Here is a 13,945-nt window from a genome sequence, read left to right as displayed (position 1 = left end):
TACTGGAGGGAAGATGAAGCGTTCCATTGCAGCCTCGGTCACGACGGCCTTGGTCATGACCACGAGTCTTGCGTTCTGCGGCGGTGCGTCGGCGCAGACGATGGACAAGGTCGCCAAGGTCGGCGCGCTCGGCGATCAGTCCGGCCTCTATCAGGACATCGGCGGTCCCGGCTCGACGGTGGCGGCGCAGATGGCGATCGAGGATTCCGGGCTGCTGGCGAAGGGCTGGAAGATCGAACTGATCTCGGCCGATCACCAGAACAAGCCCGATGTCGCGGTCAACATCGGCAAGCAGTGGATCGATGTCGAGAAGGTCGACGTGTTCGTCGACCTCGCGGCCTCCAATGTCGGGCTCGCGATTGCCAACCTCTCGAAGGAAAAGAACGTCGTCAACCTGAACTCGGGCTCCGCCTCGTCCGATCTGACGGGCGCGCAGTGCTCGCCGAACACGGTACACTGGGTCTACGACACCTATATGCTCGCCAACGGCACCGGCAAGGCGCTGGTGAAATCCGGCGGCGACACCTGGTTCTTCCTAACCGCGGACTATGCGTTCGGCCAGGCGCTCGAGCGCGACACTTCGGCGGTGGTCACCGCGAATGGCGGCAAGGTGCTCGGCAGCGTCAAGCATCCGCTCAACAATGCCGACTTCTCCTCCTTCCTGCTGCAGGCGCAAAGCTCGAAAGCCAAGATCGTCGGTCTCGCCAATGCCGGCGGCGACACCACCAACGCGATCAAGCAGGCCGCGGAATTCGGCATCGTCTCGGGTGGCCAGCGGCTTGCCGGCATGCTGCTGTTCATCACCGACATCAACGCGCTCGGCCTCAACGTCGCGCAGGGCCTGAACTTCACCGAGACATTCTACTGGGACATGAACGACCAGACCCGCGCCTTCACCAAGCGCTTCATGGAGCGCTTCAAGAAGAACCCGCCGACCATGGTGCAGGCCGGCGTCTATTCGTCGCTGATTCACTATTTCAAGGCGCTGGAAGCGCTCGGCGGCAATCCGCATGACGGCCGCGCCGTGGTCGCCAAGATGAAGGAGCTGCCGACCGACGATCCCCTGTTCGGCAAGGGCTCGATCCGCGTCGACGGCCGCAAGATCCACCCGGCCTATCTGTTCGAGGTGAAGAAGCCCTCGGAATCGAAATATCCGTGGGACTATTACAAGCTGGTCGCCACCATCCCCGCGGATGAGGCCTGGCTGCCGCTCGAGAAGAGCGTCTGCCCGTTGGTGAAGAAGAGCTGAGACAGCGTCATTCCGGGGCTCGCGACTTCGTCGCGCCCCGGAAGGACAACAACTACTTCTTCGGCTTGTTGTAGTTGACGTCGAGGCTGAAGGAGAACTGATCGTCGGTCAGGTCGGCCGGCGGCGCCGGGACCGGATCGGACCGGTGGACCATCGAGATCGCCGCGTCGTCAAAGGCGGCATCTCCGGACGATTCCAGCACGGCAACCGACAGCACCTTGCCCAGACGATTCAGCACCAGGGCGACCTTCACCTTGGCCTCCTTGGCCTTACCCTTCTCCGGGAATTTCTTGTGCAGGTCGAGATAAGCGCTGATCTTCTTGCCCCACTTGGCGGTCAGCAGCAGCTTGTCCTTGCCGATGCCTGGGTTGGGTGCCTTGGTGGTTTCCGACTGACGCGCGTCCTCCAGCTTGGTCGGCGCGGCCGCCTCCGAAGCCTGCTGCGCTTCCCGCGCGTCGGTCTCGACCTTGGCGACCTTGGCCTCCTCCTCCTTCTGCTTCTTGGTGGTGTCTTCCGTCACGATGCGATCGGGGTCGTCGGACTCCACCGGCTTTTCCTGAGGCAGGTCGGTGTCCTTCACCTCGGCCTTCTGCTGCGCCATTTCCTGCACAGCCTGCTGCTCGTCAGCCAACGGTCCGGGCGGTAAGGCCTCTTCGGTCGCATCCGCGGAAGCCAGCTCGACGGCGTACTCCGCGCCGGCAGCGCCGAGCCCCTCGTCGCCGTCGTCGCCGCGCAAATTGGTCAGCGCCAGGGCGGCACCGCCCAGATGCAGCCCGACCGCCGTCACGGCAGCGATCACCCAGAGCCGCTTCGAGGTCCGCAGGTCGAGATCGGGGTTGGTGGACATCGCGTTCGCCGTCAGGGTTTGGCCGGATCGGCCTGCGCGGCCGCAGGCGCTCCCGGAACGCCCTCGAGCGCGACCAGCTTCACATGCGTGTAGCCGCCGGCGCGCAGCAGCTCCATCACGCCCATCAGCTCGCCATAGGGTACCATCCGATCGGCCCGCAGGAACACGTATTTGTCCCGGCTCATGTCGGGTATGGCATCCAGCGAATTGACCAGGTCGACGCGCTTCACCGCGTTCTCCCCGATCGCCAGCGTGAGATCCGGCTTGATGCTGAGATAGGTCGGCTTGTCCGGCTTCTTCTGCGGCGTCGCGCTGGAGGTCGGCAGATCGATCGGAAGATCGACGGTCGAAAGCGGTGCCGCCACCATGAAGATGATCAGCAGCACCAGCATGACGTCGATGAACGGCGTGACGTTGATCTCGTGGGATTCCGCGAAATCGTCGTCGCCATCGTTTTCGGAGATCGAGACCGCCATCGCCTACTCCGCCGCCGCGGCGCGCGCATGCGCGCTGCGCGGAACGTCGCCATGGGTGCGGTCGAGGTCGCGCGACAACAGCCGTCCCGCGGCGCCCGAGGCGCGGTTGACGAGCTCGAGATAGACCTTCGTGACCCGCGAGAAGTGGTTGTAGATGATCACGGCCGGGATCGCCGCGACGAGGCCGATCGCGGTCGCGAGCAGCGCTTCCGCGATGCCCGGCGCCACCACGGCAAGGTTCGTGGTCTGCGACTTCGAAATGCCGATGAAGCTGTTCATGATGCCCCAGACGGTGCCGAACAGGCCGACGAAGGGCGACGTCGCGCCGATGGTCGCGAGCAGGCCCATACCGATGCGGATCTTGCGGGCTTCGGCGCGCACGATCTCGGCGAAGCTCGACGCCGCGCGCTCCTTGATGCCGCTGTCGCTCGAGATGCCCGCCGACAGGCGCCCCTCGCGCATCGCAGCCGCGATGAACGACGACAGCACGCTGCCCTTGGCGCCGAGCGCGAACTGCGCTTCGGCCAGCGACCGCGATTCAGCGATCTTGGCCAGCGCGCCACGCAGCTTGCGCTGCGCGACCGTCAGCTCGACCATCTTGGCGATGAACACGGTCCAGGTCACGAGCGAGGCGAAAGCGAGACCGAGCATCACCGCCTTCACGATGATGTCGGCGTTCAAGAACATATTCCACGGCGACAATTCGTGCAGGCCGGTCGAGGTCGACTTCAGCGACTTGCCGTCGCCGCTCGCGGGCGCAGCCAGGGAGGCCTCGTTCGCCGTCGGAGCCGCCGCGGCAGGGGCCGGCGCGGCCTGAGCCTGCGGCGTCGCTTGTGCCGGCTGGGCGGCCACCGGTGCGGCTTGGCCAGCCGCCGCAGGCTGGGCTGCCGCCGGCTGGGCCGCGGGTGCGGGCTGAGGCCGGGTCACGGGCGCGGGCTGCGCTACAGGCGCCGTTTGCTGCTGCGCCGAAGACGGCGCGGCCAGCATCAGCATCGCCAGCGAGGCGATCATGGCGGATGCAGCGGGGAACTTGAATGTCATCATCAGTTACACTTCAGCCCAGTGACGGATCAGGTTGTGATAAATCCCGGTCAATTTGACCGTTTCGGGGTCATCGCGCCCCAGCCGCTCCACCAGAGCCTGGATCGCTGTATCGAGATCAAAGATCAGGCTGCGCGCGTGTGCATCCCGTACCATGCTCTGCAGCCAGAAAAAAGACGCTACCCGCGTCCCCCGCGTAACCGGCGTGACCAGATGCAAACTGGAAGCAGGATAAACTACCAGATCCCCTGCCGGCAGCTTGATTTCATGGGATCCGTAGAGGTCTTCGATGACGAGCTCGCCGCCGTCGTAGTCCTCCGGCTCCGATAAAAACAGCGTGACCGAGAGGTCGGTGCGGATCCTCATCCCGGTCAGCCTGTCGCCGCGCACCGCATTGTCGACGTGCAGGCCGAAATGGTGCCCGTCGCTGGCGGCATAGCGGTTGAACAAGGGTGGAAAGATTCTAAGCGGGATCGCCGCCGAGATGAAGCGCGGGCTCGCCGACAGCGCCGACAGGATGCGGTTGCCGAGCTGCCGCGCGACCTCGCTGTCGGGCGGCAGCTGCTCGTTGCGCTTGACCATCGCGGACGCGGCGCCGGCGGTCGAGCGGCCGTCCTCCCATTCGGCTTGCGCCATGATGCGGCGGAAGTCCGCCACATCAGCCTTGCTCAATACGTTGGGAACACAGACCAGCATCTGTCGCCGCGAAGCCTCCGTCAGTAACGCGCAGAAACAACCAGATACGCGGCGCGTCCCGGCGCTTCGAGCACGAATGGCGCTGCGCTCTGGTACAGCGCGTCGTAGTAGCGCTTGTCGAAGATGTTGTTGACGAACAGCTTCATCGTCCAGTGCTTGTCGATCTTTGCTTCGGCAAAGGCGTCGAAGCGCCAGTAGCTCGGGATCGAGGTGCCCTGGTTGGCCGCGAGCAGCGTGCCGCCATAGACCTTCGAGCGGTACACCGCCTGCCCGCCAAGCTCCCACATGTCGGTGAGCTGGTACTTGGTCAGCATGCTGAACGACTGGTGCGCGACGTTGGCGAGCGGCAGTCCGACATTGCTGGAATACAGGATGGTGTTGGCCGGCGGCGCGAGCGACCGCGTCACTGCCGACTGCATCAGCACGAGACCGCCGAACACGCTCCACTTGTCGGTGATCTTGCCGCCGACGCCGAGATCGATGCCGCGGATGCGGTAAGCCGCGCCCGCGGTGATGCAGGAGATATTGCCGGTCGTCCCGGTCGGATAGGAGCAGCCGAGCGCTGCGGCCGCGGTTGCGTTGTTCACGTTCTGCGATTCGCGCGCATTTTCCTTCTCGGTCTGGAACAGCGCCGCCGTCACCAGCAGATGACGATCGAACAATTCCCACTTGGTGCCGACTTCGATCGCCTTGTTCTTTTCCGGTCCGAAGATCTGGGTATTGCCGCCGTTCAGCACCGGAGACAAGCCGCCATACGCAGTGCTGGTGCCGTCGAACTCGGCGCCGACAGGGTTGGACGAGGTCGCATAGGCCGCATAGACGCTGCCGTTTGGCAACGGCTTCAAGGTGAGGCCGAGATTGAAGTTCGGCATCCCGAAGTCGGCCGACTGACTGCCGAATGTCGTCCTGTTGCCCGACGTCAGATATCCGGACGTGTTGATCTTGTAGTCGTCATAGCGGATGCCGCCATTGAGGATCACGAAGTCATTATAGTTCGCGGTATCCATGATGTAGCCGCTGGTGGTGTCGATCCCGATCTTGGTCGGCATCCCGGACAGCCCCGACGGAATCGGGAACGGAATGTTGGTGTATTGCGGATTGAACACGCTGACGCCGGAGAGCGATCCGCTTCCCGTGAAGGCCGACGTGCCGGTCGTTATTTCCGAGCTCAGGCCGAGATATCTGTCGATCGAGGACCGCTCGTTGTCGTATTCGACGCCTGCCGTCGTCGTGTGCTTGAAGCCGAGGCCGTCGACCGACTTGTAGGTCGCCTCGGTCTGGTTGGCGAACACGTCGGTGACCTGGTAGCGGCTTTGCGGATTGGCGCTCAGCGTATACGCCGTGAACGGAGCGCCGGCGGCCAGCGTCGGGGCTTCCGGCAGCGTGCCGATGTAGTTCTGGGTCGAGCGCGATTCCCGGATCTTGTTGCTAACCACGAGGTCCGGCGTGATCTGCACCTCGGCGTTGATGGTGCCGATGTCCTGCCCGGTCCTGAAGAAGTCGCGATTGACGAAGCCGTAGAAATTGTTGCGGTTGACGCCGAAATCCGGGAACGGACCGCCGGCAGTGCTCGCGGTGCTCGGCCGGTAGTACGGCACGCCGAAATCCGGGATGCCGGTGAGCTCGGTGTGGATGTAGTTGCCGGTGATCTTCACCGCGTCGACCGGCTTCCACGTGCCGGCGACGAACGCGCCGTTGCGGTCATCGGTGACATAGCTGCGGCCGGCGACGCCGGCATCCTGGAACAGGCCGCCGGCGCGGATCGCCAGCGTCGGGCTGATCACCTGGTTGACATCGAGCGTCACGCGCTTGGTGCGATCGGTGCCGAACGTGGTGTCCATGTTGTAGAAGCTGTTCTGCGTCGTCGCCTGCTTGGTGACGATGTTGATCGCGCCGCCGGTGGTGCCGCGCCCTGCAAAGGACGAGCCCGGGCCGCGCAGGATCTCTACCTGCTCGGTGAAGAAATTCTCGCGGACGCTGACGCCGGAGTCGCGCACGCCGTCGATGAAGATGTCGTTGCGCGCATCGAAGCCGCGGATGAAGAAGCGGTCGCCGAAGGCATTGCCGCCCTCGCCCGTGCCGAGCGTGACGCCGGCGGTCGACAGGATCGCCGACTTCAGCGATGTGGCGTTCTTGTCTTCGAGCACGTCCTTGGTCAGCACCGTGACCGATTTCGGCGTGTTCAGGATCGGCTCGGGATATTTCCCGGACGACTGCAAACGGTCGCCCTTGTACGGCGCGGCCGGATCCGCATAGGGATCGCGGTCGGCGGGAAGACCGCCGGCGTTGGGAAACGGCACCGGCGCCTGCTGGGCCTGCTGGTTGTTGCGGCGCGCGGCGCGACGCAGCGCGTTGCGGGCGCGGACCTGGTCCGCAGTGGGCTTTGACGTCACGGGCCGCGGGCGAGCGACCGGGGCATCGACATTCACCGGCGGCAGGTTGGATTGCTGCGCCTCGGCCCCCGAAAACGACGCCACCGCGATCAGGCTCGCGACTGCGGAGACCTTCGTGGCGGAATAACCGGTGTCATCAGCCGTACCGATCGCTGCATCAAAGCGCAGCGATCTCGGCGCCTTCATATTGCTCATGTCTTGCTCGCCCCAGAAAAGTCAGCCCGCTCGCGAAATGAAGCTGCGACGAACTGTCTCTTTCGGTTATCGAGCGTGACTTTTTTTGTCAATGCGACGAGCGCAACAGTTGGCTTGAATCGCCCCAATTCAAAGCGATTCTAATCTGCGGTTTGAAATCGTTCTAAACTGTAGTTTTTAAGCGTTCTAATAATCGTTCTAAATCGGTCCCGCCCGCCGTTGACCGCCGCTTGCGGGGCGCTGTCCATGCGTCCACCCGATCACTCGGCGCTTGGTGGCTTCATCAGCGAAAACAGCTCGTCGATCGTCCGCTGCGCGACCTGCCGCACGCGGTCGCTGTTTTCGAGGCCGGCGATATTGACGCCGTTGACGACCGCTTTGATCTCGTCGCGGAAGTCGGTGAGAAAACGCAGCGGGTCCCGCTGCTCGTTGGCGACGCGCGCGATCAATCCGGTGACCAGGATCTGGCATGCCATCATGCGCCCGTTCAACTCATCCATCGCGGCCCTCATCCTCTCGCATCGTCGCTGCGCGATATGAACGACATCCCGCGGCGTTTCAACCGCCTCGCGCAAGCTGCAACAGATGAACCGATGGAGAGCAGGATCTGCGCGCGATGAGACGCGCTATTTCGCGGCGATGCGCTCCGCCTCCTCGCCGAGCGCCTTGATGCGATCCTTGACCTCGCGAAGCGTGGCGAGGCCGCTTTCGACATGCTTGTCCGAGACGTCGCGCAACACGTCGCCGGCGATCGCGTCGCGCAAACTGTCGAGATCGTCGACGAGGCGGCGCCCGCTCCTGGTCAGGAACAGGCGATTGGCACGGCGATCCCTGGGATCGGGACGCCGTTCGAGCAGGCCATGCTCGACCAGGCGGTCGAGCAGCCGCACCAGCGAGATCGGCTGCAATTCGAGGACGTCGGCGAGATCGACCTGAGACAGTCCCTCCTGCTCGCGCAGGCGGAAGAGCACGATCCATTGCGCGCGCGTGGTGCCTCGCGCCTTGGCGCGATGATCGATATAATTGCGCAGCAGCCGGGAACTCTCGACGAGCTGCGCAATAAACTGGCGTTTGAGATCGAGCGACATAGGGGTCCTCGGTGCGTTTCCCAGACGAAATGTTTCTGCTCGTTTCTGACCTAAACCTTTCCAAATGTTTAGGATTCTCAAGCCTTGGTGTGTTTACACATTAAGTGCACGCATATTATATCCGCAAGCTCTGTGAACCGTTTCGATCACCCTTTATTGTTACGTCGAACCCAAGAGTCCGCATGTCGAAGTCACGCACCATCGGTTGGGTTTTAGTGATCGCTGCGGTCGGCGCCGCCGGTTATTTCGGCTGGCAGAAACACACGAGCAACCAGCAGGCCGCCGAAGCCGCGCAGAAGCGCTCCGCCCAACGCCCGGCCGTTCCGGTCAAGATTTCGCCGGTCGAGAAGGCCGACTTCCCGGTCTATCTCACCGGCCTCGGCACCGTGCAGGCATTCAACACCGTCCAGGTCCGCACCCGGGTCGACGGCCAGATCACCAGGATCGCCTTCAAGGAAGGCCAGTTCGTCAAGGCGGGTGACACGCTGGTCGAGATCGATCCGCGGCCCTATCAGGCGACGCTCGACCAGGCCAAGGCCAAGAAGGCCCAGGACGAAGCCAATCTCGCCAACGCCAATCTCGACCTGCAGCGCTACACCAAGCTCGGCGAGTTCGCGACGCGCCAGCAGCTCGACACCCAGCGCTCCACGGTAGCCCAGCTGACCGCCCAGATATCGGCTGACGAGGCCGCCATCTTCAACGCCCAGACCCAGGTGGACTACACCACCGTCAAGTCCCCGATCGACGGCATTGTCGGCCTGCGACTGGTCGATATCGGCAACATCGTCAATGCCTCGGCGCAGACCGGCATTGTCACGATCACCCAGATCGAGCCGATCACGGTGATCTTCACCGCACCGGAAGACCAGCTGCCGGATATCAAGGCGGCGCTGGCCGTGGCACCGCCCAAGACCATTGCCCTGACCACCGACGGCAAGCGAGTGCTATCCACCGGAACCCTGGCGCTGATCAACAATCAGGTCGACACCACTAGCGGGACTGTCCGGCTGAAGGCGGTGTTTGATAACAAGGACCACGCGCTATGGCCGGGCCAGTCGGTCTCGACCCGGCTTCTGGTCAGAACCTTGAAGGATGCCACCATCGTCCCGGATGACGCGGTGCAGCATGGCACTGATGGCCTCTACGCGTATTCAGTCAATCAGGAGAACAAGGCCGAGCTTCGCAAGATCAAGGTCAGCCAGTCGATCGACGGCAAGTCGGTGATCGACGAGGGCCTGTCGCCCGGACAGCAGGTGATCACCGCGGGCCAGTACAAGGTCTCGCCGGGAACCCTGGTGACAACGGCGGTGGCGAGCTCGGATCCGTCCCAGTCGAAGGTTACGCAGGAATGAGCGCCGGAATTTCCGCACCATTCATTCGCTTCCCCATCGGCACCTCGCTGCTGATGGCGGGCATCCTGTTCGTCGGCCTTGTCGCCTATCCGCTGCTGCCGGTCGCGCCACTGCCGCAGGTCGACTTCCCCACCATCCAGATCACCGCGACCCTGCCCGGCGCGAGCCCGGAGACGATGGCGACCTCAGTCGCCCAGCCGCTGGAGCGCCAGTTCGCGCAGATCCCGGGCATCGCGCAGATGACCTCGACGAGCTATCTCGGCACGGCGGCGGTCACCATTCAGTTCGACCTCAACCGCAGCATCGACGGCGCCGCCAATGACGTGCAGGCCGCCATCAACGCGGCCAGCGGCCAGTTGCCGAAAACGCTTCCCTCGCCGCCGACCTACCGCAAGGTCAACCCGGCCGACTCGCCGATCATGCTGCTGTCGGCGACATCGGACACGCTGCCGCTGACGACGGTCAGCGACGCCGTCGACGCCCAGCTGGCGCAGCAGATCAGCCAGATCTCGGGCGTTGCCCAGGTCATCATCGGCGGCCAGCAGAAGCCGTCGGTTCGCGTCCAGATCGACCCGGCCAAGCTCGTCGCCAAGGGCCTGTCGCTGGAGGACGTCCGCGCCGCGATCAACATCGCCACTGTCGACAGTCCGAAGGGCAATATCGACGGCGCCACCCGCGCCTATACCATCTACGCCAACGACCAGTTGCTCACGGCGAGCCCGTGGAACGACGTCATCATCGCCTACCGCAATGGCGGGCCGCTGCGGATCCGTGACATCGGCCAAGCCGTCACCGGGCCTGAGGACGCCAAGCAGGCCGCCTGGGCCAACGGCAAGCGCGGCGTGTTCCTCGTCATCTTCAAGCAGCCCGGCGCCAACGTCATCGACACCGTCGACAAGATCAAGGCGACGCTGCCCCGGCTGGTCGCCGCGATCCCGCCCGCGATCAAGATCGACGTGATCAGCGACCGCACCACCACGATCCGCGCGGCGGTCGAGGACGTCCAGTTCACCCTGCTCCTGACCATCTTCCTGGTCGTGATGGTGATCTTCGTCTTCCTGCGCAGTTTCTGGGCGACCGTGATCCCGACGGTCACGGTGCCATTGGCGCTGCTCGGCGCCTGCGCGCTGATGTGGGTGTTTGGCTACACGCTCGACAATCTGTCGCTGATGGCGCTGACGATCGCGGTCGGTTTCGTGGTCGACGACGCCATCGTGATGCTGGAGAACATCAGCCGCTACATCGAAGAGGGCGAGAAGCCGATGGCCGCCGCCTTCAAGGGCTCGCAGGAAATCGGCTTCACCATCGTTTCGATCAGCATTTCGCTGGTCGCGGTGCTGATCCCGCTGCTCCTGATGGGCGGCATCATCGGCCGCCTGTTCCGCGAATTCGCGGTCGTGCTCGCGATGACGATCTTCGTCTCGATGTTCGTATCGCTGACGCTGACCCCGATGATGGCCTCGCGCTTCCTGCGCGCCCACAATGACGAGAAGCACGGTCGGTTCTACCAGCTCAGCGAGCGCGGCTTCGACGCCATGCTGCGCGGCTATCAGAGCGTGCTCGATCTCGCCTTGCGCTGGAAGTTCACGACGCTGATGATCTTCTTCGGGACGCTGGCGCTGTCGGTCTACCTGTTCGTCGTCATCCCGAAGGGCTTCTTCCCGCAGCAGGACGTCGGCCTGATCACCGCGACCTCGGAAGCCAACCAGGACATCTCCTTTGCCGACATGAAGCGCAAGCAGGAGGAGCTCGGCAAGATCGTCATGCAGGATCCCGCGGTGGCGACGGTGGCGATGGCGATCGGCGGCAGTGGCCGTGCCGGCAATAACGGCGCGATGTACATCACGCTGAAGGCGCTGAAGGATCGCGACGCCAACGCACAGCAGGTCATCGCCCGGCTGCGGCCGAAGCTGGAGAAGGTTGAGGGTGCCCGGCTGTTCATGCAGGCGGCGCAGGACGTCCGCCTCGGCGGCCGCCCGACCCGCACCCAGTTCGAATTCACGCTGCAGGATGCCAACCTCGCCGAATTGAACGAATGGGCGCCGAAGATTCTCGGCAAGATGCAGACGCTGCCGCAGCTGCGCGACGTCGCCACCGACCAGCAGACCAACGGCACCACGCTCGAATTGAAGATCAACCGCGATACCGCCTCGCGCTACGGCATCCAGCCGCAGCTGATCGACGACACGCTCTATGATGCGTTCGGCCAGCGCCAGGTGACGCAGTACTTCACCCAGCTCAACAGCTACCACGTGATCCTCGAGGTGTTGCCGGAGCTGCAGGGCGCGATCGACACGCTGAACAACATCTACATCAAGTCACCGCTGACCGGCGAACAGGTGCCGATCTCGACATTCGCGACCTGGACCAGCGTGCCGGTCCGGCCGCTCTCGATCAGCCACCAGGGCCAGTTCCCGGCGATCACCATCTCGTTCAACCTGGCGCAGGGTGTGGCGCTCGGCCAGGCGACGGAAGCTGTGCAGAAGGCGATGGTCGACCTTGGCGCGCCGCCGACCCTGAGCTCGAGCTTCCAGGGCACGGCGCAGGCGTTCCAGCAATCGCTGTCGACCGTGCCGCTGTTGATCCTCGCGGCGCTCGTGGTCGTCTACCTGATCCTCGGCATTCTCTACGAAAGCTACATCCACCCGATCACGATTCTGTCGACGCTGCCGTCGGCCGGCGTCGGCGCGCTCGCGATCCTGATGGCGGCCGGCTTCGACTTCTCGCTGATCGCGCTGATCGGCATCATCCTGTTGATCGGCATCGTGAAGAAGAACGGCATCATGATGGTCGACTTCGCGATCGCGGCCGAGCGCGACCAGCACATGGAGCCGGTGGCGGCGATCCGCCAGGCCGCCCTGCTCCGTTTCCGCCCGATCATGATGACGACGATGGCCGCCTTGCTCGGCGGCGTGCCGCTGATGCTCGGGACCGGCACCGGCTCGGAAATCCGCCAGCCGCTCGGCTACGCCATGGTCGGCGGCCTGATCGTCAGCCAGGCGCTGACGCTGTTCACGACGCCGGTCGTCTATCTCTATCTCGACAAGCTCTCCAACGCGTTTGCCAACTGGGGCCGCTCGCCGCCCGCCGACCACGACGCTGACGACGGCGAGCATGGATCGGTCAAGGAGGCCGCCGAGTGACTTGACTTTGCCGGCATCCCGGCACATCCGAAAGATGTCCATTTCGGAGCCGGTATCGTGAAGATTGTCGCAAAGTCGCTCTTCGTCCTGTTGACCTTGTTCGGCGTGGCCCACGCTGGCCATGCCCAGACGGCCAAGAACAAGAACGCGCCCGCTCCGGCAGCTGCTCCCGCCGCGCCTCAGGGTGATGCAGCAGCCCCCAACAATTCCGGCTGGGTCGCGCGCTGTACCAGTGCGAGCCGCGACGCCCCGCTCGAATGCGCGATGGAACAGACCGCGGTGCTCACCAAGACCGGGCAGCTCATCGTGCTGGTCAACATCCGCGTTCCCGGCGACACCCGCACGCCGGTTGCGCTGATCCAGCTTCCGCTCGGACTGAACCTGCCTGTCGGCGCCAAGCTGCAGGTCGACGACGGCAAGGCCGTCGACGTGCCGATCCAGACCTGCGAGGCACGCGGCTGCTACATCAACACGCCGATCGCCGCCGATGTTCTGAGCCAGCTGAAATCGGGCAAGCAGCTCAAGGTGTCGTTCCAGAATCTCGGCAAGGAAACCATCTCTATCCCGATGCCGCTCGCCGACTTCGCGACGGTCTACGACAAGATCAAGTAGCGGCGCGCCGCGAACCAGCCTTTATCGCTAACGCTCCCGCTTGTAGAGGAACGCGTTGTCCGGCTGCGGCATGCCGATGGTCTTGTAGAAGCCGATCGAGTCAGGCGCCGACAGCAGCAGGCACATCGATTCAGGTCCGGCGAGACGCCGCGTTTCCGCGATCAGGCGCTTGCCGATGCCATGTCCCTGGTACCCGCGATCGACTGCAAGGTCCGACAAATAGCAGCAATAGGCGAAATCGGTCAGCGCGCGCGACACGCCGACCAACTTGCCCGCCTTCCGCGCCGTCACGATCAGATTCGCATTGGCGATCATGCGCTCCATCCGGTCGGTATCCGCCAGCGGTCGCCGCTCGCCGAGGCCCGACTGGCGCAGCACCTCGATGAACTCGTCGACGCCGATCGACGCTTCGCGGGCATAAAGAATTTCGTCCATCAGCTTAACCTTTGTCGCAACGGGCCGGACCACACGCGCGAGACCATGGTGGATTACGCGGGACTGATCCACCCTCATGTCGTGATGGCACACACCGCGTCCTGCATCAGGCGCGAGCCGCGGCCGGCAATCTCGTCGACATTTCAGAGGATGACCGCGCCACCGCGGCAGATTGGCTGGGGAACCTGGATTCGAACCAAGACAAACAGAGTCAGAGTCTGTTGTGCTACCGTTACACCATTCCCCAAGAATAGTCCGTGGTATCAACAGCTTAGCTGGATGACTGGACATCTCGGTGCAGCGGGTTCGCCTGCCAAATCAGCGCCCGCGCGAGTGCGACCTTCTACCCGCTTGGTTGTGGGCTTGGCAAGCATTGTTGGCGGGGAATGGGCGTGAAAATCGCGGCCCGAAGGCCTTG

General features: G+C 63.9%; 12 protein-coding genes and 1 tRNA gene. 4 read left to right on the top strand and 9 right to left on the bottom strand.

What is annotated here, in order from left to right; translation table 11 throughout:
- Positions 1 to 13: 13 nt before the first annotated feature.
- On the top strand, positions 14 to 1,249 hold the full coding sequence (locus ACVWYP_RS21825) for an ABC transporter substrate-binding protein (protein WP_304499757.1): 1,236 nt from the start codon (positions 14 to 16) through the stop codon (positions 1,247 to 1,249).
- A 52-nt stretch (positions 1,250 to 1,301) separates the two neighbouring features.
- Here the strand turns inward: ACVWYP_RS21825 and ACVWYP_RS21820 are convergent, their stop codons facing one another.
- From ACVWYP_RS21820 to ACVWYP_RS21790, 7 genes are all read right to left on the bottom strand, one after another.
- Entirely contained in the window at positions 1,302 to 2,096 is a 795-nt protein-coding gene (locus ACVWYP_RS21820; protein ID WP_304499756.1) for a TonB family protein, read from the bottom strand.
- An 11-nt stretch (positions 2,097 to 2,107) separates the two neighbouring features.
- On the bottom strand, positions 2,108 to 2,572 hold the full coding sequence (exbD, locus tag ACVWYP_RS21815; RefSeq protein ID WP_016847206.1) for a TonB system transport protein ExbD: 465 nt from the start codon (positions 2,570 to 2,572) through the stop codon (positions 2,108 to 2,110).
- Positions 2,573 to 2,575: 3 nt separating this feature from the next.
- Entirely contained in the window at positions 2,576 to 3,616 is a 1,041-nt protein-coding gene (exbB, locus tag ACVWYP_RS21810; protein ID WP_304499755.1) for a tonB-system energizer ExbB, read from the bottom strand.
- Between the two features lie 3 nt (positions 3,617 to 3,619).
- On the bottom strand, positions 3,620 to 4,309 hold the full coding sequence (locus tag ACVWYP_RS21805) for a Fe2+-dependent dioxygenase (protein ID WP_028334318.1): 690 nt from the start codon (positions 4,307 to 4,309) through the stop codon (positions 3,620 to 3,622).
- Between the two features lie 20 nt (positions 4,310 to 4,329).
- Positions 4,330 to 6,897, bottom strand: a complete 2,568-nt coding sequence (locus ACVWYP_RS21800) for a TonB-dependent receptor (RefSeq protein WP_304499754.1) — start codon at positions 6,895 to 6,897, stop codon at positions 4,330 to 4,332.
- A gap of 260 nt (positions 6,898 to 7,157) precedes the next feature.
- Entirely contained in the window at positions 7,158 to 7,397 is a 240-nt protein-coding gene (locus tag ACVWYP_RS21795; protein ID WP_028344615.1) for a hypothetical protein, read from the bottom strand.
- A 126-nt stretch (positions 7,398 to 7,523) separates the two neighbouring features.
- A complete protein-coding gene (locus ACVWYP_RS21790; protein WP_016841339.1) occupies positions 7,524 to 7,985 on the bottom strand; it encodes a MarR family winged helix-turn-helix transcriptional regulator in 462 nt (153 codons plus the stop codon).
- Between the two features lie 182 nt (positions 7,986 to 8,167).
- Between ACVWYP_RS21790 and ACVWYP_RS21785 the strand changes: the two genes are divergently transcribed.
- Genes ACVWYP_RS21785 through ACVWYP_RS21775 form a run of 3 tightly spaced genes read left to right on the top strand, consistent with a single transcriptional unit; the run spans position 8,168 to position 13,092 of the window.
- On the top strand, positions 8,168 to 9,337 hold the full coding sequence (locus ACVWYP_RS21785; protein ID WP_028344614.1) for an efflux RND transporter periplasmic adaptor subunit: 1,170 nt from the start codon (positions 8,168 to 8,170) through the stop codon (positions 9,335 to 9,337).
- Positions 9,334 to 12,480 (top strand): efflux RND transporter permease subunit, encoded by a 3,147-nt coding sequence (locus ACVWYP_RS21780; protein ID WP_028344613.1) that lies wholly within the window; start codon positions 9,334 to 9,336, stop codon positions 12,478 to 12,480. The genes ACVWYP_RS21785 and ACVWYP_RS21780 overlap by 4 nt, the downstream gene beginning before the upstream one ends.
- Positions 12,481 to 12,537: 57 nt before the next feature.
- Entirely contained in the window at positions 12,538 to 13,092 is a 555-nt protein-coding gene (locus ACVWYP_RS21775; protein ID WP_028344612.1) for an invasion associated locus B family protein, read from the top strand.
- Positions 13,093 to 13,119: 27 nt separating this feature from the next.
- On the opposite strand, the gene ACVWYP_RS21770 is transcribed toward ACVWYP_RS21775, so the two are convergent.
- Entirely contained in the window at positions 13,120 to 13,527 is a 408-nt protein-coding gene (locus tag ACVWYP_RS21770) for a GNAT family N-acetyltransferase (RefSeq protein WP_018271115.1), read from the bottom strand.
- A gap of 173 nt (positions 13,528 to 13,700) precedes the next feature.
- Positions 13,701 to 13,774: transfer RNA gene (locus ACVWYP_RS21765), tRNA-Gln, on the bottom strand.
- Positions 13,775 to 13,945 lie beyond the last annotated feature (171 nt).

This window comes from Bradyrhizobium sp. USDA 3262 (assembly GCF_054060035.1).
This window is presented reverse-complemented; position numbering and strand designations above follow the sequence as displayed.